At 76.3% G+C, this 22717-nt stretch carries 21 protein-coding genes; 14 read left to right on the forward strand and 7 right to left on the reverse strand.

Annotation, left to right across the window (positions count from 1 at the left end; genetic code table 11):
- Positions 1–52: 52 nt before the first annotated feature.
- The 6 genes from ACRYMN_RS06880 (at position 53) to ACRYMN_RS06905 (ending at position 5252) form a co-directional block, all read left to right on the forward strand.
- Complete coding sequence (locus ACRYMN_RS06880; RefSeq protein ID WP_432493345.1) at positions 53–1267, forward strand: flagellin N-terminal helical domain-containing protein; 1215 nt, start codon at positions 53–55, stop codon at positions 1265–1267.
- A gap of 128 nt (positions 1268–1395) precedes the next feature.
- Entirely contained in the window at positions 1396–2880 is a 1485-nt protein-coding gene (gene fliD, locus ACRYMN_RS06885; protein ID WP_432493347.1) for a flagellar filament capping protein FliD, read from the forward strand.
- Positions 2881–3016: 136 nt separating this feature from the next.
- Entirely contained in the window at positions 3017–3433 is a 417-nt protein-coding gene (gene fliS / locus ACRYMN_RS06890) for a flagellar export chaperone FliS (protein WP_432493349.1), read from the forward strand.
- Entirely contained in the window at positions 3430–3795 is a 366-nt protein-coding gene (locus tag ACRYMN_RS06895; protein ID WP_432493351.1) for a hypothetical protein, read from the forward strand. The genes fliS and ACRYMN_RS06895 overlap by 4 nt, the downstream gene beginning before the upstream one ends.
- 235 nt (positions 3796–4030) lie before the next feature.
- Complete coding sequence (locus tag ACRYMN_RS06900) at positions 4031–4573, forward strand: hypothetical protein (protein WP_432493353.1); 543 nt, start codon at positions 4031–4033, stop codon at positions 4571–4573.
- 109 nt (positions 4574–4682) lie between these two features.
- The gene (locus ACRYMN_RS06905; protein WP_432493355.1) at positions 4683–5252 is read left to right on the forward strand and encodes a Uma2 family endonuclease; all 570 of its coding nucleotides are present in this window, start codon (positions 4683–4685) and stop codon (positions 5250–5252) included.
- A gap of 41 nt (positions 5253–5293) precedes the next feature.
- On the opposite strand, the gene ACRYMN_RS06910 is transcribed toward ACRYMN_RS06905, so the two are convergent.
- The 5 genes from ACRYMN_RS06910 to ACRYMN_RS06930 form a co-directional block, all read right to left on the reverse strand.
- Positions 5294–5770, reverse strand: a complete 477-nt coding sequence (locus tag ACRYMN_RS06910) for a nitroreductase/quinone reductase family protein (protein ID WP_432493357.1) — start codon at positions 5768–5770, stop codon at positions 5294–5296.
- A 32-nt stretch (positions 5771–5802) separates the two neighbouring features.
- Positions 5803–6579, reverse strand: coding sequence for a M15 family metallopeptidase (locus ACRYMN_RS06915; protein ID WP_432493359.1), 777 nt, complete (start codon positions 6577–6579; stop codon positions 5803–5805).
- 3 nt (positions 6580–6582) lie between these two features.
- Positions 6583–10077, reverse strand: a complete 3495-nt coding sequence (cydC, locus tag ACRYMN_RS06920) for a thiol reductant ABC exporter subunit CydC (protein WP_432493361.1) — start codon at positions 10075–10077, stop codon at positions 6583–6585.
- On the reverse strand, positions 10074–11120 hold the full coding sequence (gene cydB, locus ACRYMN_RS06925) for a cytochrome d ubiquinol oxidase subunit II (RefSeq protein ID WP_432493363.1): 1047 nt from the start codon (positions 11118–11120) through the stop codon (positions 10074–10076). Before cydB ends, cydC begins: the two co-directional genes overlap by 4 nt.
- A gap of 62 nt (positions 11121–11182) precedes the next feature.
- Positions 11183–12703 carry a cytochrome ubiquinol oxidase subunit I gene (locus ACRYMN_RS06930; RefSeq protein WP_432493365.1) on the reverse strand — a complete coding sequence of 507 codons (1521 nt, stop codon included), beginning with the start codon at positions 12701–12703 and terminating at the stop codon, positions 11183–11185.
- 147 nt (positions 12704–12850) lie between these two features.
- Between ACRYMN_RS06930 and ACRYMN_RS06935 the strand changes: the two genes are divergently transcribed.
- Positions 12851–13258, forward strand: coding sequence for a BlaI/MecI/CopY family transcriptional regulator (locus tag ACRYMN_RS06935; protein ID WP_432493367.1), 408 nt, complete (start codon positions 12851–12853; stop codon positions 13256–13258).
- Between the two features lie 52 nt (positions 13259–13310).
- Positions 13311–14288, forward strand: a complete 978-nt coding sequence (locus tag ACRYMN_RS06940) for a M56 family metallopeptidase (RefSeq protein WP_432493369.1) — start codon at positions 13311–13313, stop codon at positions 14286–14288.
- 24 nt (positions 14289–14312) lie between these two features.
- Here ACRYMN_RS06940 and ACRYMN_RS06945 read toward each other — a convergent pair whose 3' ends face one another.
- Both ACRYMN_RS06945 and ACRYMN_RS06950 read right to left on the reverse strand, forming a co-directional pair.
- Positions 14313–14852 (reverse strand): hypothetical protein, encoded by a 540-nt coding sequence (locus tag ACRYMN_RS06945; RefSeq protein ID WP_432493371.1) that lies wholly within the window; start codon positions 14850–14852, stop codon positions 14313–14315.
- Positions 14849–17461: a coiled-coil domain-containing protein gene (locus ACRYMN_RS06950; RefSeq protein WP_432493373.1), complete on the reverse strand. Its 2613-nt coding sequence runs from the start codon at positions 17459–17461 to the stop codon at positions 14849–14851. The genes ACRYMN_RS06945 and ACRYMN_RS06950 overlap by 4 nt, the downstream gene beginning before the upstream one ends.
- A gap of 528 nt (positions 17462–17989) precedes the next feature.
- Between ACRYMN_RS06950 and flgB the strand changes: the two genes are divergently transcribed.
- From flgB to ACRYMN_RS06980, 6 genes are all read left to right on the forward strand, one after another.
- The gene (gene flgB, locus ACRYMN_RS06955; RefSeq protein WP_432493375.1) at positions 17990–18340 is read left to right on the forward strand and encodes a flagellar basal body rod protein FlgB; all 351 of its coding nucleotides are present in this window, start codon (positions 17990–17992) and stop codon (positions 18338–18340) included.
- Between the two features lie 79 nt (positions 18341–18419).
- Positions 18420–18815, forward strand: coding sequence for a flagellar basal body rod protein FlgC (gene flgC, locus ACRYMN_RS06960; protein ID WP_432493377.1), 396 nt, complete (start codon positions 18420–18422; stop codon positions 18813–18815).
- Between the two features lie 98 nt (positions 18816–18913).
- Positions 18914–19246: a flagellar hook-basal body complex protein FliE gene (gene fliE / locus ACRYMN_RS06965; protein WP_490054838.1), complete on the forward strand. Its 333-nt coding sequence runs from the start codon at positions 18914–18916 to the stop codon at positions 19244–19246.
- Positions 19246–20847 (forward strand): flagellar basal-body MS-ring/collar protein FliF, encoded by a 1602-nt coding sequence (gene fliF, locus ACRYMN_RS06970; protein WP_432493381.1) that lies wholly within the window; start codon positions 19246–19248, stop codon positions 20845–20847. Before fliE ends, fliF begins: the two co-directional genes overlap by 1 nt.
- A 3-nt stretch (positions 20848–20850) precedes the next feature.
- Positions 20851–21876 (forward strand): flagellar motor switch protein FliG, encoded by a 1026-nt coding sequence (gene fliG, locus ACRYMN_RS06975; RefSeq protein WP_432493383.1) that lies wholly within the window; start codon positions 20851–20853, stop codon positions 21874–21876.
- Positions 21860–22699: a FliH/SctL family protein gene (locus ACRYMN_RS06980; protein WP_432493385.1), complete on the forward strand. Its 840-nt coding sequence runs from the start codon at positions 21860–21862 to the stop codon at positions 22697–22699. The genes fliG and ACRYMN_RS06980 overlap by 17 nt, the downstream gene beginning before the upstream one ends.
- Positions 22700–22717 lie beyond the last annotated feature (18 nt).

Raw genomic sequence — 22717 nt, forward strand, 5'->3', positions numbered from 1 at the left:
AGGGCCAGACGCAGAACAGAGTCGGACCCCACATCACGGAGGAATCGTCACCATGGGTCTTCGCATCAACAACAACATCGCGGCCGTCAACAGCTACCGCAACCTGGCCGCGACGGACAAGGCGCAGAGCTCCTCGCTCGAGAAGCTGTCCTCCGGCTTCCGCATCAACAAGGCCGCCGACGACGCCGCCGGCCTGGTCGTCTCCGAGGGCCTGCGCTCGCAGATCAACGGCATGACCCAGGCCGCCCGCAACGCCCAGGACGGCGTGAACGTGGCCCAGACCGCCGACGGCGCGCTGAGCACCGCCACCTCCATCCTGCAGCGCATGCGCGACCTGGCCGTCCAGGCGGCGAACTCCGGTTCGCAGGACAGCGACGCCCAGGCCGCCGCGAACACCGAGTTCCAGCAGCTCTCGAGCGAGCTCGACCGCATCGCCCGCACCACCTCCTTCGGTGGCCAGAAGCTGCTCGACGGCAACTACAACGGTGCCTTCCAGATCGGCGCCAACAACAGCGCGAACGACCGCCTCAACGTGAACCTCGGACAGTCCGCCTTCGGCAGCCCGGTCGCGGCGGTCGCCGGTACTCAGGCCGCGTTCACCGCCACCAGCGTCACCGACGCCGACTACATCTTCACCGCCGGCTCGAAGGTCACCATCTCCGACGGTGTGAACTCGGCCACGGTCACCCTGACGGCGAACACCACCAACTCCGCCACGCTGGCCGCCCGACTGATCGCCGACGGCGGCAGCGACTTCACCTCGAAGTTCAACGCTTCGGGTGGTGCGGGCGCTGCTCTCGTCCTGACCTCCGCTCAGGTCGGCGTGACCTCCGCCTTCGCGGTGAGCGTGACCGCGCCCAACAACAACCGCACGACCATCGCCGGCAGCATCACCACGCCGGGTGTCAACAAGGTCCTGGCTTCGGCTTCCGGCTTCGACGCTCAGGGTCTGGGGCTGTCGGGCGTCAGCCTCACCAACGCCGGCAACGCGCGTGACGCGCTGTCCGCGATCGACAACGCCCTGAAGGGCGTCTCGACCGCTCGCGCCTCGATCGGTGCCATCCAGAACCGCTTCGAGCACGCGATCAACAGCCTGAACGTCTCCATCGAGAACATCACCGCGTCGGAGTCGGCCATCCGCGACACCGACATGGCCAAGGAGATGTCCAAGTTCACCAAGAGCCAGATCCTCTCCCAGGCCGGCACCTCCATGCTGGCGCAGGCGAACTCGTCCTCGCAGAACATCCTCTCCCTGCTGCGTGGCTGAGCATCAGCTCTTTGAGGCCCGCCGGCGGTAGCTGAACGGACCTCACCCAGGCGGGGGCACCGGGAACCCCGGTGCCCCCGCCTGTCACGTCCCGATGCATCGACCCACCGGAAAGGGGGGGCCCTGATATGCCCAGCATCTCGTCCACCGTCGACGGTCTCGTCAGCGGCCTCGACACCAGCAGCATCATCAACTCGCTCGTCGCCGCAGACGGGGCGACCCAGACGCGGTTGAAGAGCAACGTCAGCGCCGCCCAGCTCAAGGTGACCGCCTACCAGTCGGTCAACACCAAGATGGCGGCGCTGCAGACGGCGGCCGAGGCGCTGCAGAAGGCCACCGCCTGGAACCCCGTCAAGGCGTCCGCTTCAGACACGTCCGTCACCGTGGCCACCTCGAGCACGGCGGCCGCGGGCTCCATGACGGTCGACGTCTCGGCCGTCGCCTCGGCGCGCTCCGTCGTCACGGCGGAGTTCTCGCCGGGGGCGGACGGGACGGTCAACGTGGCGGCGCTGGGCTTCCCGCTCGACGTCGTCCGCAGCGACGGCTCGTACGTGACGCTCAAGCCGAGCGCCGGCTCCCTCGAGCAGGTCGCCTCGGCGATCAGCGAAGCCAGCCAGTTCGGCATCAAGGCCGTCGCCATCCGCGTCAACGAGAACACCTACCGGCTGCAGATCACGTCCACGGACACGGGTGCGGCCAAGGGAGCGTTCAAGGTCGTCTCCAGCGCCGGACGAGCGGACAGCCCCGCCGGTGCTCCGCTCAAGCTGACGGGGGCGGAGACGTACGGCGGACTCGTGGAGGTGGCTGACCTCAAGCAGCTGAGCGCCGCCAAGGACGCTCAGCTCACCATCGGGCCGGGGGTGACGCTGACTTCGGCGACGAACACCTTCACGGACGTCATGCCCGGCGTCTCCGTCACCGTGACGAAGCCGGTCAACGGCGTCGTCGTCTCCGTGGACTCCAACCCCGACGCGGTGGCGACGGCCGTGCAGTCGCTGGTCGACGCCGCCAACGCCGCGTTGAAGGACATCACCCTCCAGACGCGCGCGGGCACCATCGGGTCGGACGGCAAGGTGGTGGGTGGCGGCTCCCTGAGAGGTGACAGCGCCCTTCGAGCGCTCAAGGCGCAGGTCATCGACGCCGTCACCAGCGCCGTCGGGGGTGGATCGTCCGCGGCGACCTTCGGTCTCCAGATCGACAAGACCAAGGCCACCTCCTCGGACATCGCCCTGTCGTTCGACAAGGCGAAGTTCCTGGAGAGCTACGCCAAGGACCCTGCCGGTGTCCAGGCGCTCGTCTCGGCGGCGTCCCTGCCGACGCTCAAGGCCGCCGATGGATCGGCGTCCGCGACGACGCGCCCGGACGGGATCGTCGAGCGGCTCGCCAAGGTCGCGAAGAGCGCGACCGACTCGGTCACGGGGACCATCACCTCCGCGATCAACGGGCAGAACTCCTCGATCACCGACCTGACCAAGCGCATCAGCGACTGGGACACCCGCCTCGCCGACAAGCGGGCGTACTACCAGAAGTACTACGGCGCGCTCGAGGTTGCGCTCGGCAAGCTGCAGAGCCAGTCGACCTGGCTGGCCGGGCAGCTCGCCGGCCTGGGCTGATCGACGCCCCACCCGGGAGCCGGTCCAGCGCGCACGCGCTGGGCCGGCTCTCGTCGTGGGGGACCGCCGGAGCCTTGACTCAGCGGGCGTCCTGCCGATGGAGGGGTAGACCCCTCACCCCACGGAGGAACCTCGCATGACCGCTATGACGTCCCGCAGCGCGCAGGCCAACCGCTACCTCAGCGACAGCCTCGCCACCGCCAGCCCCGCCGCGCTGCTCGTCATGCTCTACGACCGCCTCGTGCTCGACCTGCAGCGCGCCGAGGACGCCCAGCGCGTCGGCGACCGCGAGACCGCCCACACCAACCTCATCCACGCCCAGGACATCGTCCGGGAGCTGCAGGTCGGCCTCGACGTGACGAAGTGGGACGGCGGCCCCGGCCTCATGGCCCTCTACACCTGGATGGTGCAGGAGCTCGTCGCGGCGAACCTGACCGGTGACGCCGAGCGCACCGCCGCCGTCCGCGTCGACACCGCCGAGCCGCTGGCCGAGGCGTGGCGCCAGGCCGCGCTGGAGAACCTGTCCGGCGCCCCGGTCACCGCCGCGCCGTGACCACCCCGGTGGGTCCCGTGGAGGGGGTCCCCGGCGACCGCTGGCGCGACGCGTGGAGCGCCGCCCTCGCGGACGTGGAGGTCGACGTCGAGGCCGCCGAGGACTTGCTCACCCGCCTGCACGACGGCGAGGAGGAGCTCCCCGAGGAGCTGCTGGACCCGCGCGACTGGGTCGCGCCCAGCCTGCAGGGGCCGCTCCCCATGGAGTTCAGCGACCGCGCCCGCCGGCTGCTGCAGCGCCACCTCGAGGTCAGCGAGCGCCTCGCGGAGGCGCTGATCCAGGTGCGCGCACAGCGCCGCGCCCTGGGCCGGATGGACGAGCGCGCCGAGCGTCCGCCCGTCTTCTTCGACAAGGCGCTCTGACCAGCTGGACGAACCGCGGGTGGACTCCCGTCCCAGGCTCGCCCCCTCGTCGTCGCGAGGGGGCACCGGTGGGTGCCCGGGGCGGTGCGGATCGGCGACCGTGAGGCGTCCGGTGCGTTCCGCGGTCGCGAAGCTCGTGTCAACACCGTGTAAAGACCGCGCGTGGTGCGTAACCCTCCCCCCTCGCCCGCCGATGGTGGGGGTGACGCCGCTCACGCCGACCGAGGAGGCCGACATGTCGAGCACCACCCCGAGCCTCGCCGCCTGCCTGGTCCTGCACGGGACCACCGCCCCGCCGGCGCTCGAGGCGGACCTGCGCGACCTCGTCGGCGTCGTCGACGAGGTCGTGGTCTACGACACCGCCGACCACGTCGCCCCCGGCACGGCCGCCTTCGACGCCACCCTGCACCCGTCGGTCACCGTGGTCAGCGGCTTCTGGGCCGACGACCGCGAGCGCGCCAAGGCCGCGGCGCTGGCCCACGTGGACGCCGAGTGGGCCCTGTGCGTGCTGCCCGGCGAGAAGGTGCGCGCCGACACCGCCCGGCTTCGCGCCCTGCTCGGCGACGCCGGGGACGCCCCGGCGCTGGCGGTGCGGGTGGACGACGTGGTGCGCGGCACCCACCGCTCGGCCCGCCTGCTGCACAAGGCGGTGCCCGGCGCGGTGTGCCGCGCCGCGGACGGCCTGGTGGAGGTGCCCAGCGGCCTGCTGACCGTGGAGCAGCCGGTGACCACCACCGCGAGCGTGCCGCGCCAGCGCGGGGTGTTCGACAAGGTCTGACGCGCCTCCTCGCGCCGGGGCCGCCGTGGTGCGGCGGCTCCGGCGCGCAGGCGCGCCCGCTGGTCCGGCTCGCGAGTAGGCTCGCCGCGACACGAGGGAGGTGCCGGCCGTGACGAGCGAACCGCTGACCGCTGCCTCGACGACGCCCGGCATCGGGCGCTCCCTCTCGTGGGAGGAGTACGAGCGCCTGCCGGAGGACCCGCGTGCCGAGTACATCGACGGGCGGCTCGTGGTGAGCCCCAGCCCCACCCGCCAGCACCAGAAGGTCTCGCTCCGCCTGGCGGCCGCCCTGGAGCAGGTGCTGCCCGACGGCTACGACGTCAACGCGGGCTGGGCGTGGAAGCCGGGGCGCGACGAGTTCATCCCCGACGTCATGGTCCACCCGGTCGACGAGTCCCTAGGCAGGTCGGCGCCGCGGTTCACCGGGACGCCGGTGCTCGCGGTGGAGGTCCTCTCCTCGAACCGCGGCGACGACCTGGTCTGGAAGGCCGGCAAGTACGCCGCCGCCGGGCTGCCGCACTACTGGGTGGTCGACCCCCGCGACGAGGAGTTCCGCGCCTACGTGCTGGAGGACGGCCTCTTCGTCCCGCGCATCGTCCTGGAGCGCGGTGATCCCGCCGGCGAAGTGGGCTTCGGCGTCGCCGCCGTGACCGTCGACGTCGCGGCGCTGCTCGGTTGACCCTGCCGCCCGACCCTGCCGCCCGACCCTGCCGCGGCCCGTCACCGCCCGTCGGCGCGCCGTGCCAGCACGACCACCGGCGTCCGCGTGGAGCGCCGCGCCGCGCGCGCGTCCAGGCTCGCGTCCACCGCGCCCCACCGCCGCCACAGCCGTTCGCGCTCGGCGCCGGTGGCCTCGCGCGCCCGCACCGGCTGCGGCGTCCGGCCCGCCACGCGCACGACGGCCTCGGGGTGCGCCTGCAGGTTCAGCCACCACGCCGGGTGGCCCTCGTCCCAGCCGTTCACCGCCACCACCACCAGGTCGTCGCCGTCCTCGAGGTAGCCGAGGATCACGTCGCGCTCGCGCCCGGACCTGCGCCCGGTGGTGGTCAGGCGCAGCGCCCCCCAGCCGCGCCGGTTCGACGGCGTCCACAGGAACCGCCCGCCGCTGAGCCGGTGCAGCGCCCGGTGCACGCGCCAGGCGCCGTGCACGAACCACGCCGGGGGCGTCCTGGGCGCTCGGGTCGCCGTCGCGTCCACGGCCGTCCTCCTGCGGTGCGGGCCGGGTGGCGTCAGCCGCCCGAGAGGGAGAAGTGCTGGTAGTCCTTCAGGGTCCTCCAGTCCCCGCCCCAGGAGAAGCCCCGCGCGGCGAAGGCGCGCACCACCGCGTCCCCGGCAAGCACCCGGCCCGGCGCGGAGGAGCGGTCCAGGTGGGCGCGACCGGCTTCGGGCAGCACGGTGGTGCCGCGCACGTAGGGGTTCTGCACGGGGTTGAGGTCGATGGCCGTGCCGTAGGAGTGCTCGGAGAAGCCGGTGCCGCCGGTGACCGCGCGGCAGTTGAACGCCGAGGTGTTGTTCGCGGCCATCGAGGCGTCGTCGGAGCCGCCGAACGCCTCCACCGGCTGGACGCCGGCGATCGGGAAGCGGATCGCGTGCAGCTCGGCGAACACGTCGGCCACCGCCTGCGCGACGTCGGCGCGCACGACGAGACGCCCCTGGCGGTCGGCACCGCCGAAGTCGGTGAACGTCACCGTCACCGCGCGCAGGTCCTGCGGCGGCACCGGGCAGCCCGGCCGCCACGACGCGGACAGCTCCGCCGCGCTCACCGGGGCGATCACCGGTGCCGGCGGGGCGAGCGGCGGGGGCGGCGGGGCGACCGGCGGGGGAGGCGGCTCGGGCAGGGCGGTCGGCAGGACCGGTTCCGGTGCCACCGCCCGGGCCCGGGCCGTCACCCGCGGGCCGTCACCCGGCGCGGCCGGGGCCGTCGGGACCGCGGCGGTCCCGCAGGCGCCGATGGCGGCGAGCAGGGCGGTGCCCACCAGGGCTGCGACGCGCGGTGCTGCGCTCATGCCTCACCGTAGCGCCGGGACCAGCCGCCCGCCGGTCAGCTCCAGCACCCGGTCCGCCAGTTCCACGCCCTCGTCGCGGTGCGCGAGCAGCAGCACCGAGCGACGCCCCCGGGCGCGCACCAGGTCGCTCACCAGCGCCCGGCCGGCCTCCTCGTCCAGCCCCTCGGAGGGCTCGTCGAGCACGAGGACGGCCACGTCGGCCAGCAGCGCGCGCGCCGCGGCCAGGCGGCGGCGCTCGCCGCCCGAGAGCGGCGCGCCGCCGTCGCCCAGGCGGCTGTCCAGGCCGGCGGGCAGCTCCGCCAGCCACGCGTCCAGCCGCACGCGCTCCAGCGCGGCCAGCAGCCGGGCGTCGTCGGCGCCCGGCGCGGCCAGCAGCAGGTTCTCGCGCACGCTGGTGGCGAAGACGTGCTCGTCGTCGGCGACCAGGCCGACCACCGAGCGCACGTCGTCGCCGGCCAGGTCCGCCAGCGGCACCCCGTCCACGGTGGCGGTGCCGGCGCGCAGGTCCAGGAAGCGCATCAGCACCGCGCCCAGGGTGGACTTGCCGGCCCCGGAGGCGCCGCGCACGGTCACGACCTCGCCGGGGGCCAGGTCCAGGTCCACCCCGCGCAGGGCCGGCTCGTCCCAGCCGGCCACCGCCCCGCGCAGCGCCAGGTGCCGCCCGCCGGGGCCGGGCGCGGGCAGCGCCGCGGGCCGGGCGGGTTCGGCGGCGGGCACCGGCGAGGACAGCAGCCGCGCCGCGCGCTCCTCGGCCAGGCGGGCGCGGTGGCGGGTGCGGGCGGCGTCGGGCAGAGCGCGGGTGCTCTCGCCGACCACGGCGGCGCCCAGGACCACCGCCGCCGCCCACGCAGCCCTCGTGCCGGAGCCGTCGGCCGCCAGCGCCGCGCCCAGCACGGCCAGGCCCGCGCCCAGCAGCTGCAGCCCCGCGGTGCCCGCCGCCGCGCGCGCCCGCCGGCGCTCACCGGCCGCCAGGCGCGAGGTGCTGCGCCGCAACGGCTCCAGCGGGTCCGGCGCGCCGGTGGCGAGCAGGTCCTCCACGCCCGCGGCGGTCTCCGCGCCGGCCTGCGCCAGCGCGGCGACGTCGTCGCGCAGGGCCCCGGCGCGCCGCTCGGCCACCCCGGCGGCCACCGGCGCGGCCACGGCCGCCAGCAGCAGGCCGGGCAGCGCGGCCAGCGCCAGGCGCGGGCCGGCCAGCGCGGCGGCCAGCAGCGCGACGGCCAGCGCCGGCAGCGCCACGAGCACCGGGTGCCGCCAGCGCAGCAGCGCGTCCACCCGCGCGTCGACGTCGTGCACGAGCTGCACGAGCAGGTCGCCGGAGGAGCCGGTGCGCCGGCGCGTCAGCGGCCCGGGCACCCGCGGCACCAGCGCGGCCACCACCGCCGCGCGCCGCTGCCCCAGCCGCGACAGGGCCGCGTCGTGCGAGAGCAGCCGCTCGGCCAGCACCAGCAGCGGGCGGGCGGTGGCGCTGGCGCGCACGACGACCGCGGCCACCGACAGCGCCAGCACCGGCGGGCGGCCCGCGGCGGTGACGAGCATCCACGTGGCCGTGGCCGTCAGCGCCGCGCCGGCCAGCACGCCCGCCGCCCCGGCGAGCACCGCCAGCCCGGCGCGTGCGCGCACCGAGGCGCGCAGCCGCGCCCAGCGCCGCCCGCGCGCCGGGGAGGAGGCGCCGGGAGTTCCCGGGGTGTCCGGGGTGTGCGGGGTGTGCGGGGTGTGCGGGGTGTCCGGGGCGACGGCGCGCGCCGCCACGGGCCGCGCGACCGGCCCCGCGGGCGCGGCCTCCGCCGCGGTGCGGCTGCCGGCGGGCCGGCTCAGCCGCACGACGCGGTCGGCGGCGGCCAGCAGCGCGGGCCGGTGGGCGACGACGAGCACCGCGCACCCGGAGCGCGCCAGCTCGCGCAGCGCGGCGAGCACGGCCCGCTCCGCCCCGGCGTCCAGGTGGGCGGTGGGCTCGTCGAGCACCAGGCGCCGCGCGCCCAGGCGCACCCCGAGCAGGGTGCGCGCCAGCGCCAGGCGCTGGCGCTGCCCGGCCGACAGGCCCGCCGCGCCCTCGCCCAGCTCGCGCGCCGGGTCCAGCTCGGCGGCGGCCGCCGCCAGCGCGGCGGCCACCTCCCCGGCCGGCGCGCTGCGCCCGGCCAGGACCGCCTCGGCGACCGTGCGCGCGAACGGGAACGTCGGGCGCTGCGGCAGGTGCGCCACGGCCGCCGCGCCCAGCGGGTGCTCGACGGTGCCGGCGTCGGGCACCAGCAGGCCCGCGGCCACCCGCGCCAGCGTCGACTTGCCGGCCCCGCTGGGCCCGGCCAGCGCCACCAGCTCACCCGGCGCCACGTCTAGGTCCACCCCGAGGCCGTGCGCGCCGTCGAGCACCGCACCACCGCCCGTGCCATCGCCCGAGCCGTCGCGCAGCACCCGCACCCCGCGCAGCCGCAGGCCCGCCGCGTCCCCGCCGGCCGGCGCCGCGGGCACCGCCGCGCCCAGCAGGGCGTCGATGTCGTCGACCACGGCGCCGGCGTCGGCGGAGTCGTGGAAGCGCGCGCCGACCTCGCGCAGCGGCCGGTACGCCTCCGGCGCCAGCAGGATCACCAGCAGCGCGGTGCGCAGGTCCAGCGTGCCGCCGGCCAGGCGCACCCCGGCGGTGACCGCGACCAGACCCACCGACAGGGTGCCCACGAGCTCCAGGGCGGTGGAGGACGCGAACGCCAGGCGCAGCACGCCCACCGTGGCGCGCCGGTGCGCGTCCGTGGTGGCCGCCACGGCCGTCACCTGCCGCCCGGCGCGGCGGTGCGCTCGCAGCGTGGGCAGCCCGCGCACCACGTCCAGGAAGTGCGCCGACAGGGTGCGCGCGGCCCGCCAGCGCCGCTGCGCGCGCGCCTGCGTGGCGCGGCCCAGCAGCACCGCGAAGACCGGCACCAGCGGCAGGGTCAGCGCCACGGTCAGCGCCGAGCCGGGGTCCAGCAGCACCAGCAGCGTCAGCACCACCGGCGGCAGCAGCGCCCCGGGCACCAGCGCGGGCAGGTAGCGGGTGAACCAGCCGTCCAGCGCGGGCAGACCCTGCACGAGCAGGGCCGTCAGCCGCGCGGCGCCGTAGCGCTGCACCCCGTCCGGGCCCAGCGCCAGGGCGCGCTCGCCGGCGCGGCGGGTCAGGTCGGCGCGCACCGCGGTGGCGGTGCGCTGGGCCAGCGCGGTGGCGGCCGCGCCGGCGCCGGCGCGCGCGGCCACCGCGGCGGCCAGCACCAGCAGCGGCCCGCCGGTGCCGGTGCCGCGCCACAGCGCCACGACGAGGTCGGCCAGCGCGAACGCCTGCGCCACCAGCAGGCCCGCCGCCAGCGTCTCGGCGGCGGCCACGGCCGCGACGCCGCGCCGGGCGGGACGGGCGTGGCGCAGCAGGCGCGGGTCCACCGGCCCGCGCGGGCGCGCCGCGCCCGGCGCCGCCGCGGGTCCGGACTCGGTGGCGGGCGGCGCAGCGGTGGTGGGGGCCTCGGGGGCCGAGGTGCTCACCGGCCCGCCGGTGCCGGCTCGCGCGAGGCCGCGCGGCGCCCGGTGCCGCTGGCCACGCGGCGGCGGAAGACCCAGTACGACCACACCTGGTAGGCCAGCACGCCGGGCAGGACGACCACGCCGACCACGGAGATCAGCTCCAGCGCCGCCGGGGAGGCGGCCGCGCCGCGCAGCGTGACGTCGCCGGCGGCGCCCAGGGTGCTGGGCAGCAGCACCGCCGGGCCGTCCAGGGCGTGGGCGGTGAAGACCGCCGCGACCACCACGGCGACGGCCGCGCTGGAGGCGGCGAAGGCCAGCGCCTCCGCGCGCCGCCACGCCGCGACCGCGGCCAGGGCCAGCAGCACCGCGGCGGCGGCCACCGCCGGGTGGCCGGCGGCGGCGAACACCGCCAGCGCGCAGGTGGCCAGCGCCGGGGCGGCGGCCACCGCCAGCAGGCGGGCGCGCTCGCGCAGCACGCCGGTGGTGCGCAGCGACAGGAACGCCGCCCCGTGCACCGCGGCCAGCAGCACCCCGGCCAGGGCGCCGAGCACCGCCCACGGGCCGGTCAGCGGCTCCAGCGAGCGCGTCAGGGCGCCCAGCGCGCCGTCGCCGGCGCGCACCTCGCCGTCGGCGCCCAGGGCCAGGCCCTGCACGAGCACGCCCAGCACCGCCCCCCACAGCGCGGCCAGCAGCAGCGAGGAGGAGGCCAGGAACGCGTCGCAGCGCGCGTGCCAGCGCGCCGAGTCGTGCTTGCCGCGGAACTCCAGCGCCACCCCGCGCACGGCCAGCAGCAGCAGCACGGCGACCACGGGCAGGTACAGCCCCGACAGCAGCGCGGCGTACCAGTCCGGGAACGCGGCGAACGTCACGCCGATCGCGGCCACCAGCCACACCTCGTTGCCGTCCCAGACGGGACCGACGGTGCGCACGGCGGCCCCGCGCTCGGCGTCGCTGCGCCCCAGCAGGGGCCCGAGGAACCCGACGCCGAAGTCGAAGCCCTCCAGCACGAAGAACAGCACCCAGGCCAGCACGGCGACGCCGAACCAGATCACGGGCAGGTCCACGAGCACTCCAGTCGTTCGCGGGTCCCCGCGGGCCGGGCGGTCCGCGGGGGTCCAGCGGGTTCTCAGTAGGTGAGCGCCACGTCGGCGTCGTCGTCGGCGTCGGCGTCGGAGCCGAAGCCGGAGCCGGCGCGGGCACCGGCCGCCTCACCGGTACCGGTCGCGCCGGTGGCGGCGCGCTGCACCGGTGGCGCGTCGGGCAGGCCGCGGCGCACGAGCCGGGTGACCAGCAGGGTCCACACCCACGCCAGCGCGCCGTAGACGAGGGTGAAGGCGATGAGGCTGACGACGACCTCGGCGGCGGTCAGGCCGGGGGAGACGCCGTCGGAGGTGCGGTAGAGGCCGAGCACCAGCCACGGCTGGCGGCCGGTCTCGGTGAAGATCCAGCCGAAGGAGTTCGCGGCCAGCGGCAGCAGCGGCAGCACGGGCACCGACCACAGCACGCTCGAGGCCAGCTTCGTGTCCACGGCGATCGCCCGGCCCGGGCGGGTGACCCACAGGTGCACCAGCGCCACGGCCGCCGCGAGCATCCCCACGCCGATCATCAGCCGGAAGCTCCAGAACGCCACGGGGACCCAGGGCGTGTAGTCGCCGGGGCCGAACCGCGCGGTGTAGGCGGCCTGCAGGTCGGCCATGCCGGAGACCTCCGCGGTGAAGGAGCCCTTGGCCAGGAACGAGAGCAGGCCGGGCACCTCCAGGCTGAACGTGGGGCGCTCGGAGCCGGGCGGGGCGTAGGCGAACACCGAGAACGGCGCGGCGGTGGTCGTCTCGTACAGCGCCTCCGCGGCGGCCATCTTCATCGGCTGCACCTGCGTGATGACCTTGCCCAGCAGGTCGCCGGAGGCGGCCGTGGCCGCCCCGCCGGCCAGGGTGAGCCAGGCGCCGAAGCGCGAGAGGGTGCGGAAGGCGCCGAACTGCTCCGAGCCGGGCTCGTGCCCGCCGCGCAGCAGGTGCCACACGCCCACGGCCATGAGCAGCGCGCCGCCGGCCATCACGGCGCCGGCCATGGTGTGCGGGAACGCGGCGAGGTTGACCTCGTTGAGCAGCAGGTCGCGGAAGCTGCCCAGGCGGGCGCGGCCGGTCGTCTCGTCGATCGTGTAGGCCACGGGGTTCTGCATGAAGGAGTTCGCGGCGAGGATGACGAACGCGGAGATCGTGGTGCCCACGGCGACGACCCAGATGGTCGCCAGGTGCACCGCGCCGGGCAGGCGGTCGCGGCCGAACCACCACAGGCCCAGGAAGGTGGCCTCCAGGAAGAAGGCGAGCATGCCCTCCACGGCCAGCGTGGGGCCGAAGACGTCGCCGTAGAAGCGGGCGAAGTCGCTCCACGACAGGCCGAACTGGAACTCCTGCACCAGGCCGGTGACGACGCCGACGGCGAAGGTGGCCATGAGCAGCTTGCCGGTCAGCAGCGCCAGGCGCCCGTGCACGTCCGCGCGCGCGGCGGCCCCGCGGCGCGAGAGCACCGCGGCGCTGGTCTGCAGCAGCGCCGCGGACAGCGCCAGGCTGATGGACAGCGGGACGAACAGGTAGTGGTAGAGCGTCGTGACGGCGAACTGCAGCCGGGTCAGGTGCTCGATGTCCACCGGTGCCTCGATCGGGTGGTGGGAGGCGGCCGCCGGGCCGTCAACTACGTCCTGTCGTAGTCGAGTCCAGCGTAGACCCGGCGCCCCCCGGCGTCTACGACGAGGGGTAGTACGACGGGTCGCGTTCGTCACACCCGCTCGCGTACCATGCGCAGCGTGGGACTGGGAGAGCTCGAGCGCGACGTGATGGACCGGCTGTGGGCGGCCGGCGCACCGCTGACGGTCCGCGAGGTCCACGAGCAGCTCGCGGCCCACCGCAAGATCGCCTACACCACCGTCATGACGGTCCTGGACCGCCTGGCCAAGAAGGGCGTGGTGCGCCAGGAGCGCGAGGGCCGCGCCTTCCGCTACAGCCCCGCCGCCACCCGCGAGCAGATGGTCGCCGACCTCATGCTCGACGCCCTCGGCGGCGTGGACGCCGTGGACACGCGCCAGGCCGCCCTGGTCCACTTCGTCGGTGGTGTCTCACCGGCCGAGGCGGCCGCCCTGCGCGAGGCGCTGGACGCCCTGTCCCCGCGGGCAGCGGGCAGCACGGGGGAGACCGCCCCGGCGTGAGGCCGCGGAGGCGCCGTGCGCCGGTCCGCGGTGAGCGCCCGGTGAGCGCCCGGTGACGGCCTTCTGGTTCGCCGCCCTGGCCGTGCTGCTGTGCGGGCCGGTGCCCGCCCTGCTCGCGCGCGCCCGCTGGACGTGGCAGGTGCCCCGGGCGGCGCTGGTGCTGTGGCAGTCCATCGCCCTGGCGGCCGTCCTGGCCACGCTGGGCGCGGGCCTGTCCTCGCTGACCCTGCTGGTCACCGAGCAGCCCGGCCTGCCCTTCCTGGCCCGGCACGGCCTCGCGCAGACCACCCTCATCGGCCTGGGCTCGGCCTTCGTCGCGGTGGTCACCGTGCGCTTCTGGATCGTGGCCGTCCTCGTGGCCGTGCGCACCCGCCGCCGGCGCCGGCGCCACCGCGACCTGGTCGACCTGCTGCACCACGACGACGCCGCCCCGGCCGTGGACCGCGCGCTGCTCGGCGAGGCCGGCGCGCGCGTGCTGCGGGTGCTCACCGGCCCGGCGCGCGTGGCCTACTGCGTGCCCGGCGTCGGCGGCAACCGCGTGGTCATCAGCGACGCCGTCCTGCGCGAGCTCAGCTCCCAGGAGGTCGGCGCCGTCCTGGCCCACGAGCAGGCGCACCTGCGCGCGCGCCACGACCTGGTGCTGGAGGCGTTCACCGTCCTGCACGCCGCCTTCCCGCGCGTGGTCTCCTCCCGCGCCGCGCTGGACACCGTGCGGCTGCTGGTGGAGATGCTCGCCGACGACGCCGCGCGCCGGCGCACCGGCTCGCTGCCGCTGGCGCGGGCCCTGGTGCACCTGGCCTCCGCCCCCGGCGAGGGCGCCGGGGGCCAGGGGGAGCTGCGGGTGGGCGCCGACGCGCTGACCCGGGTGCGCCGGCTGGCCGACGAGCGCTGCCGCGGCGAGGACCGCCGCCCGCCGCACCGCCGCCTGGCGCTGGCCGCCTACGCGGTCGCGCTCGGGGTGCTCGGCGTGCCCACCCTGGCCATCGCCGTGCCGTGGCTGACGGCGAGCTGGCGCTCGCTGGCCGGCTGAGCGCCCTCGCGGCGCGCGCCGGCGTCACGCCTGCAGCAGGTAGACCTCCAGGCGCACCACGCCCGCCTCGGGCGAGGCGGCGTTGACGGCGCGCCAGAAGTCGCGCTTGGCCGAGCCCGCGAAGACCGGCCCGGCCGCGGCGTCGAGCTGGGCGTTGACCCGCCGCGCCAGCGCGGTGCCGGCCCCCGGCGTGGAGGCGGTGCCGAAGGTCAGCACGAACGCCGCCCGCCGGCCCTGCGCCGCCAGGTCGGCCGCGGCGGCCGCCACGGCCGCGCGCACGGCCTCGTCGGTGGCGTCGCGCAGCGGCAGCTCGAGGACCACCGGTGCCTGCGCCACCCCGTCGGCCGGGGGCGCGGGCGGGGCCGGGGGAGCGGGGGGCGCGGGGGGAGCCGGCGGCGGGGTCTGCACCGGCACCGGGGCGGCCACCACCACCGGGGCCGGCGGCTCGGCGCCGGCCTGCACGGCACCGCCGGCGGCCAGGCCGATGATCGTCATGGCCAGCAGCGCGTCCGCGAAGACCCACCCGGCGAAGGAGTGCGACGAGCTGCGCGGTCGGCGGCTCACGGGCGCACCCCCTGGCGGCGGGCCCCGCCCGCGCTCGGGGCGCCGGCCAGCGTGCGCGCCGGCAGCGCCACGAACTCCTCCACCGCCTCCTCGGGCTGCGCCGCGACGCGCTCGGCGCGCCGCTCGGCGGCCCGCGCCGCGCGCTGCTCGGCGCCGTGGCGCTCCGAGGGGTAGCCGTCGGAGGGGTAGCCGTTGGCGGGGTAGCCGTTGGCGGGGAAGCCGTTGGCGGGCAGGGCGCCGGCGGTCGCGCCGGGGGCCGGGGCGCCGGCGGGGGAGCCCGCCGCGCCGAAGCCGTTCGCGGCGTAGCGCTCGGCGACCCGGCGCTGCGCGGCGGGCACCGGGGTCGTGGCCGGCGCGGCGGTGCGCACCGGCCGCGCGGCCGGCTGCTGCACCTGCTGCGGGGCCTGCTGCGCCACCGGCTGCGCAGTCCCCGGGCGCGCCGGGCGCTGCGGCGCGGGCGCGCCGGGCCGCGTCGCCACCCGCTCGCTGCGGTGCTCCACCCGGTGCTCCGCCCGGTGCTCAGCCTGGCGCTCCACGTGCCGCTCGACCTGGCGCTCCACGTGCCGCTCGACCTGGCGCTCGACCTGCTGCACCGCGTGCCGCACGGCCTGCTGGGCGGCCTCGTGGGCGGCCTCGTGCGCCGCCTCGTGGGCGGCCTCGTGGGCCGCCTCCCGGGCGGCCAGGTGCGCGGCCTCGCGGGCCGCCTCGCGCGCCGCGCGCTGCGCCGCCTGCGAGGCGGCCTGCTGCGGCACCGCCTCCAGCAGCGCCCCGATGCTGCCGGTCAGCTCCTCCTGCATCATCCGGCTGGCGTCGCGGTAGGCGCGGTTGACCTGGCGCACGTGGTCGTCCTGCGCCATCGCCAGCGTCTCGCGCACGTTGTGCGAGACCGCCTCCTCCAGCGCCGCGCCCAGGCTGGCCAGGGCCCGGCCCGTGGCGTCGGCGTGCTCGTGCTGCACGGCCTCCAGCCAGCTGGGCACGCCGCGCATGTCGCGCGCGGCCGCCTCCAGGCGCGCCTCCACCCCGCGCCAGGTCTCCAGCACCGCGTTCTGAGCCTCCAGCAGCGCGCTCATGCGCTCGTCGTGCCGGGCGCGGCGCTGCTGCTCGCCGGCGGCCTCGTCCAGCCCGCGCGTGGCCGCGCCCAGGGCCCGCTCGGCCGCCTCGGAGGTGCGCTGCACGTCCGCGCGCAGCGTCTCGATGGTGCGCGCGGCCTGCGCGGCGGAGGAGGCCACGTGCTCGCTGAACGCGTCGCCGGTCACGGCGGTGACCTTCTCGATGGACTCCAGCACCGTGCTCTGCAGGCGCTCCACGTGCGCGGCGGCGGTGCGCGTCAGCTCGCCCGTCACCTCCGCGGAGGCGGTGGAGATCTTCTCGACCGACTCGCGGGCGGTGGTGCTCAGCTCCTGCAGGTGGCCGGTGACCTGCGCGCCGAAGTCGGCGCTGTGCGCGCTCATCTCGCGCGCCGAGGCCGCCAGGTCCGCCATCGCCGCGCGCGTCTCGGTGGACAGCAGCGTCACCGAGGTGCTCACGCCCTCCACGGCGCCCAGGACCCGGTCGCGGCTCTCGAAGCTCTCGCGCAGCGCGTCGGCGCTGGCCCGCTCCAGCTGGCCCAGCGCGCGCTCCAGGCGGTCGGTGGACTCGCGCAGCGCCGCGCCGTGCTGGGCGCGGTCGGCGGCGATCTGCTCGGCGTGGGTGCTCATCGCCCCCGCCACGGCGCTCTCCAGGCGGGTGGCGGCCAGCGCCACCTGCGCGCCGCCGTCCTGCGCGGCGTTCGCCGCCTGGATCGCGGTGGTGCTCGCGGTGCGCACGTGGCCCACGAGGGTGCTGGTGTTCGCGTGCAGGCGGATCGTCTCGGCGACCAGGCGGCCCAGCTCGGTCAGCCCCCGCTCGAAGTGCGCGCCCAGCTGCTCGGCGGCGTTGCTGCGGTGCGGGGCCAGCGCCAGCGTGGTGCGCGAGGCCAGCGCCCGCAGCCGCTGGCGGTGGGCGGCGTCCGCGGCGGCCGCGGCGACGTCGTCGGCGCGGTGGCGGCGGTCGGTGGCCACGCTGACGGCGATGGCGGCGGCGATCAGCGCCACCGCCAGCTCCGCGACGCGGTCCAGGGAGAAGAAGGTGCGCCCGCCGAAGCCGTCCAGCCACAGCTGCAGGAAGGACAGCCCCTCGCCGCCCTCGCCCGCGGCCGTCATCTGCCCGTACGCGCGGCCGGCGAAGAGCAGGCCCGCCCACGTGACCATGACGGGGGCGAAGACCAGCACGGTGCGCAGCGCCCCCGAGCGCAGCACGCTGCGCCGCTCGGGGACCTCGGCGCCGGGGCCGTCGACGTCCAGGACGCCGAAGAGGTCCACGTCCGCCCAGCGGCCCAGGTCGTCCTGCGCGCGCAGCGCCGACCCCAGCGCGCGCAGCGCGCCCGCGCGGTGCTCGCGCCCCTCGGCCGCGGCGAGCTCACCGGCCTCGGCGGCCAGCAGCAGCAGGTCCTCGTCGAGGGGGTGCGCGGGCGCGCCCGGGTCCGCGGGGGCGCCGGGCGCACCGGGCGCACCGGGCGCACCGGGCGCACCGGCGCCGGGGCTGCCGGTGCGGTCGAGCTCCGTCGGCGAGCTGTCCTGGGGGAGCGTCATGTCCTGCCTCACGGGGTGGCTGGCGGCTGACCGGGGCCCGCGCCGGGGTGCGGTGGGGTTCCGGTGACCTCTCCTCGGCACCGCGCGCCCCGGCCTTGAGCACGCCGGGGCGCCGCGTTGCTCCGAGCGGGTGCCCCCGCGGGTGCAACGCGGGCACGCGCGGTGACGGCCCCGCCGGCCCGGGGCCCGGCGCGACCCGCCCGCCGGCCCGGCCGCGCTCGTCGCCGGGACCGCGGGGGGTGGCGCCCGTGCGCTCCCGGGCACCCGTCGGGTGGTCGCACCCGGGGCGGGCGGGGGGTGCGCCGGACACGCTGCGTGCACCCGCGCACCCCGGGTTGCGCCGAACGGGTGGTGCTGCGCGGCAGCGGGTCCAGATCGCCCCGGCGGCGGTGCCCGGCGCTCAAGCGGAGCGCCCGGTGCGCCGATCGAGTCTGCGGGTGCAGGAAGCACCGGACGGCCAGGACGGCCGCGTACGAGTTCAACGCCCCCCGGCGGCCAGCGCCGCCCGGGGCCTGCGGAGGGTGGCCCGTGTCCGATCTCACCAGTGTCGCGCTGCACACAGCGCTGGACGGTCTGCAGGCGCGGCAGCGGGCCATCGCCGACAACATCGCGAACGTCAACACCCCGCACTACACCGCGAACAAGGTCTCCTTCGAGCGCTCGCTGGCCCGCGCCGTCGCCTCCGGCGACGCCCGCGCCGCGGCCACCTCGGGCATCACCACGGCCAAGTCCCTGGAGCCCACCCGCGAGGACGGCAACAACGTCAACCTCGACCAGGAGACGATCTCCAACATCTCCACGGGCCTGAGCTACCAGACGGTGCTGTCGGCGCTGAACTCCAAGTACTCCCTGCTGCGCACCGCGATGGGCCGCGCGTGAGCGCGCGCCGGACCGGCCGCCCGGCCCCGCGCACCACCCCCCTCCCCGTCCCCGCCACCTGACCCGGAGCCCGCACCCCATGAGCATCTTCGACGCGATCGGCATCGCCGGCACCGGCGTCACGGTCAACCGCAAGTGGATGGACGCGGTCAGCGACAACCTGGCCAACATCAACACCGTCAAGCGCACCGACGAGGACGCCTTCGCGGCGCGCTACGTGGTGGCCACCGAGGCCGGCGACGGCAAGGGCACCCAGGTCGCCGGCATCGTCACCGGCAGCACCGAGGGCCGGACGGTCTACGAGCCGGACCACCCCATGGCCGACGCGGACGGGTACGTGAAGTACCCCGACATCGACATGAGCACGCAGATGACGAGCCTGATCATGGCCCAGCGCGCGTACCAGTCGAACCTGTCGGTCATCGACCGCGCCAAGGACGCCTACCAGGCGGCCCTGCAGCTCGGGAAGGCGTGAGCGTCGTGAGCATCGAGTCGATCGGCGCCGTCGGCGGCGCGCTGGGCACCCAGGCTGTCGGCTGGGGCCAGGGCATCGAGGACACCGACAACGCCCAGATGACCCGCGGGGTCACCACGGGCACGCAGCAGGTCGCCGGCACCGGCGCCGCCGCGGCGCTCGCGGGCGTCACCGGCGCCACCGGCACCGGGGCGGTGGGCGACGCCTCCGGCACCGACTTCGCGTCGCTGCTGGCCGGCGGGCTGGACAAGCTGCAGGCGGTGCAGTCCAGCGCCGACGGCCTGGCGCTGCGCGCGGCCACCGGTGACCTCACCGACGTGCACGACTACATGATCGCCAGCAATGAGGCCCAGCTGGCCACCCAGCTGACCGTGGCGGTCCGGGACAAGGCCGTCGAGGCGTTCAACGAGATCATGAGGATGCAGATCTGATGGCCAAGAGCAAGGGGCCCGCGGCGATCGTCGACGGCGCCAAGCGCTTCGGCGAGGGTTTCAAGGACTTCTCCGCCGGCCAGAAGGCCGTCGTCATCGCGGTGCTGGTGGCACTGGTGGCCGGCGGGGTGTTCTTCTCCCGCTGGGCCGCCACGCCCTCCTACGCGCCGCTGTTCTCGAACCTCTCCGGCCAGGACGCCTCGGCGATCGTCGAGCAGCTGCAGGCCGAGGGCGTGGAGTACGAGCTCGCCGACGGCGGCACCACCGTCCTGGTCCCGCAGGACGTCGTCTACGACCAGCGCCTGGCCATGTCCGGCGAGGGGCTGCCGGCCGACACCGACTCCGGCTTCTCGCTGCTGGAGCAGTCCGGGGTGACCACCTCGGAGTTCGTGCAGCAGAAGGCGTACCAGCAGGACCTCGCCAACGAGCTGCAGAAGACGATCACCTCGATCGACGGCATCGAGACCGCCAAGGTCAACCTCGCCATCCCCGAGAAGGACGTCTTCCTCGACGAGCAGGACCCCACCACCGCGTCGGTGCTGGTGAAGCTGCGCCCGGGCGCGGAGCTGTCCGACGACCAGGTCACCTCGGTCGTCAACCTCGTCGCCGGCGGCGTGGAGGGCATGGACCCGAAGAACGTCTCCGTCGTCGACGCCGAGGGCAACACCCTCTCCGGCGAGGACTCCGGCGGGTCGACGCAGCAGGCCAGGACGGGCGACTACAACAGCGCGCAGAGCCAGAACCTGCAGGCGATGCTCGAGGGCGTCCTGGGCAAGGGCAACGTCAAGGCCACCGTCAACGCGACGCTGAACTTCGACGACACCACCTCGAACTCGGTGGAGTACACCCAGCCGCAGGAGGTCGACCCGCTCGTCAGCAGCACCGACACCGAGACGTACACCGGTGCCGGCGCCGGTGCCGCCACGGGCGTGCTGGGCCCGGACAACATCCAGGTCCCCGCCGACGAGGCGAACGGCACCAGCGGCTACGAGAAGCGCTCGGAGACGCTGAACAACTCCATCAACCGCATCGAGACCACCACCCGGCAGGCGCCGGGCAAGGTCGAGCGCCAGTCCGTCGCCGTCGTCATCGACGCCGGGGCGGCCGGCACGGCCGACGTCAACGCGATCACCCAGCTGGTCACCCAGGCCGCCGGCCTGGACCCCGCCCGCGGCGACACCGTCAACGTCCAGAAGATCCCCTTCGACACCTCCGCCGCCGACGACGCCGCCGCCGCCCTCGAGGAGCAGCAGGCCGCCGAGGAGCGCGACGCGCTCGTCGGCTACGCCAAGACCGCGGCCCTGGCGCTGCTGGTGCTGGTCATGCTGGTGGTCGTCCTGCTGGCCTTCCGCCGGCGCAAGGTCGAGAAGGTCGACGTCCTGGACGTCGCCCCCATCGCCCTGGGCGACATCACCGCCGACGACGGCCTCAAGGTCCTCGACGCTCCTGCCGAGCGTCCAGTGGCGATCGAGGCGGCGCCGGTCGACCCGGCCCTGGAGGCCGCGGCGGCCCGCCGCACCGAGGTCGTCGAACTCGTCTCCCGCCAGCCCGAGGAGGTCGCGGAACTGCTCCGCGGCTGGCTCGCCGATCGGAGGTCCTGAGCCGTGACGTCCACCGAGCTCGAGGTCGCGCCCCTGTCCGGGGCGCAGAAGGCCGCCGTCCTGCTCGTGCAGGTCGGTCAGGAGAACGCCGCCAAGGTGCTCTCCCACATGCGCCCGGCCGAGATCGAGGAGCTGACCGCCGAGATCCTGCGGCTGCGCTCGGTCTCCCCGGACATCGCCGGCGTGGTGCTCGAGGAGTTCCACGGCATGATCGCCTCGCCGCTGCGCGGCGGCGCCGGCGGCATGGACTTCGCCCAGGCCCTGCTCGAGGGCGCCCTGGGCGCCGACGGGGCCGCCGAGGTCCTCGGCCGCGTCGCGGAGTCGCAGGTCGTGCAGCCGTTCCAGTTCCTGCACCAGGCCGACCCGCAGCAGATCCTCACCTTCCTGACCGGCGAGCACCCGCAGACCATCGCCCTGGTCGTGGCGCACCTGCGCCCGGACCAGTCCTCGATGATCCTCGGCGGGCTCTCCCCGGAGATGCAGGCCGACATCGCCTACCGCATCGCCACGATGGAGGCCACCAGCACCGAGTACGTGCGCCTCATCGAGGACGTCGTCCAGCGCCGCACCTCCACGGTGCTGCAGGCCAAGCAGAACACCGCCGTCGGCGGCGTGCAGCCCCTGGTCGACATCATCAACCGCGCCGACCGCGGCACCGAGCGCAGCATCCTGGAGGGCCTGGCCGCCAAGGACGCCCCGCTGGCCGAGGAGATCCGCGCCCTCATGTTCGTCTTCGAGGACATCACCACCCTCGACGACCGCGCCATCCAGCTCGTCCTGCGCGGGGTGGAGACGGCCGACCTGGCCACCGCCCTCAAGGGCGTCAAGGACAGCGTGCGCGACAAGATCCTGCGCAACGTCTCCGAGCGCGCCCGCGAGAACCTCGTCGACGAGATCGAGATGCTCGGGCCCGTGCGCACCTCGGCCGTGGAGGAGTCGCAGCAGAAGGTCGTGCAGGTCATCCGCCAGCTCGAGGAGTCCGGCCAGATCGTGCTGACCCGCGGCGGTGACGATGACTTCGTCGCCTGAGGCCGGCGCCCGCGGCTTCCGCCCCGCGCGCGGTGCGGGCTCCGGCACCGCCCCCGGGCCGGCGTTCGCGCCCGTGCCCGGCGCCGGTGCCCGCACCGGCGGGCAGCCGCGCCCCTTCACCGGCCTGCAGCTGCCGCGCAGCGCGGCGGACGAGGCGGCCCTGCGCGCCGAGCGCGAGTCCGCCCGCACCGCCGGCTGGGCGGCCGGCTGGGCGGCCGGCATGCGCCGGGCCGCCGAGGAGGCCGCCGCCGAGCGCCTGGCCGCCCGGCACGCCGCGCAGGAGGCCGCCCGCGCGGCCGAGACCGCGCGGGCCGCGGCGCTGGCGCGCGCCGAGTCCGCGCTCGCGGCCGCGGCCGCCGCGTTGCGCGCCGAGCGCGAGCCCGCCGTGGCGGCCCTGGCCGACACGGTGCTCGAGCTCGCCCTGGACCTGGCCGGCGCCGTGCTGGACCGCGAGGTCTCCCTCATGGCCTCCCCGGTCGGCGAGGCCGTCCAGCGGGCCCTGCGCCCCCTGGACGCCCGCCTGCCCGTCACCGTGCGCGTGCACCCGGACGACCTGCTCGCCCTGACGGGCGACGGCCGTCCGGGTGGCGCCGGCACCGTCGGCGACCTCAAGGGCGCCGACGGCGCTGCCGATGCAGGGCGCGTGAGCTTCCTGCCGGACCCCACCGTCACCCCGGGCGACGCGATCGCCCGCCAGGGCGACACCGACGTCGACGCGGGCCTGCGCGCCAGCGTGGCGCGCGCCCTGGAGGCCCTGGTGTCCCCGGACGCCGCGGCCGCCGCGGGCGCCGGGAGCGCCGGGAGCGCCGGGCAGCCGGCGTGAGCGCGCCCCTGGTCAGCT

Origin of the sequence: Kineococcus gypseus, assembly GCF_050871305.1 — a bacterium.
GTDB classification, from domain to species: Bacteria; Actinomycetota; Actinomycetes; order Actinomycetales; family Kineococcaceae; genus Kineococcus; species Kineococcus gypseus.

Excerpts from the sequence above, each read along its gene's own strand:
- ACRYMN_RS06880 (WP_432493345.1), top strand. The coding sequence starts at position 53 with ATGGGTCTTCGCATCAACAACAACATCGCGGCCGTCAACAGCTACCGC.
- fliD (WP_432493347.1), top strand. The coding sequence starts at position 1,396 with ATGCCCAGCATCTCGTCCACCGTCGACGGTCTCGTCAGCGGCCTCGAC.
- fliS (WP_432493349.1), top strand. The coding sequence starts at position 3,017 with ATGACCGCTATGACGTCCCGCAGCGCGCAGGCCAACCGCTACCTCAGC.
- ACRYMN_RS06900 (WP_432493353.1), top strand. The coding sequence starts at position 4,031 with ATGTCGAGCACCACCCCGAGCCTCGCCGCCTGCCTGGTCCTGCACGGG.
- ACRYMN_RS06915 (WP_432493359.1), bottom strand. The coding sequence starts at position 6,579 with ATGAGCGCAGCACCGCGCGTCGCAGCCCTGGTGGGCACCGCCCTGCTC.
- ACRYMN_RS06935 (WP_432493367.1), top strand. The coding sequence starts at position 12,851 with ATGCGCAGCGTGGGACTGGGAGAGCTCGAGCGCGACGTGATGGACCGG.
- ACRYMN_RS06950 (WP_432493373.1), bottom strand. The coding sequence starts at position 17,461 with ATGACGCTCCCCCAGGACAGCTCGCCGACGGAGCTCGACCGCACCGGC.
- flgC (WP_432493377.1), top strand. The coding sequence starts at position 18,420 with ATGAGCATCTTCGACGCGATCGGCATCGCCGGCACCGGCGTCACGGTC.
- fliE (WP_490054838.1), top strand. The coding sequence starts at position 18,914 with ATGACCCGCGGGGTCACCACGGGCACGCAGCAGGTCGCCGGCACCGGC.
- fliF (WP_432493381.1), top strand. The coding sequence starts at position 19,246 with ATGGCCAAGAGCAAGGGGCCCGCGGCGATCGTCGACGGCGCCAAGCGC.
- ACRYMN_RS06980 (WP_432493385.1), top strand. The coding sequence starts at position 21,860 with ATGACTTCGTCGCCTGAGGCCGGCGCCCGCGGCTTCCGCCCCGCGCGC.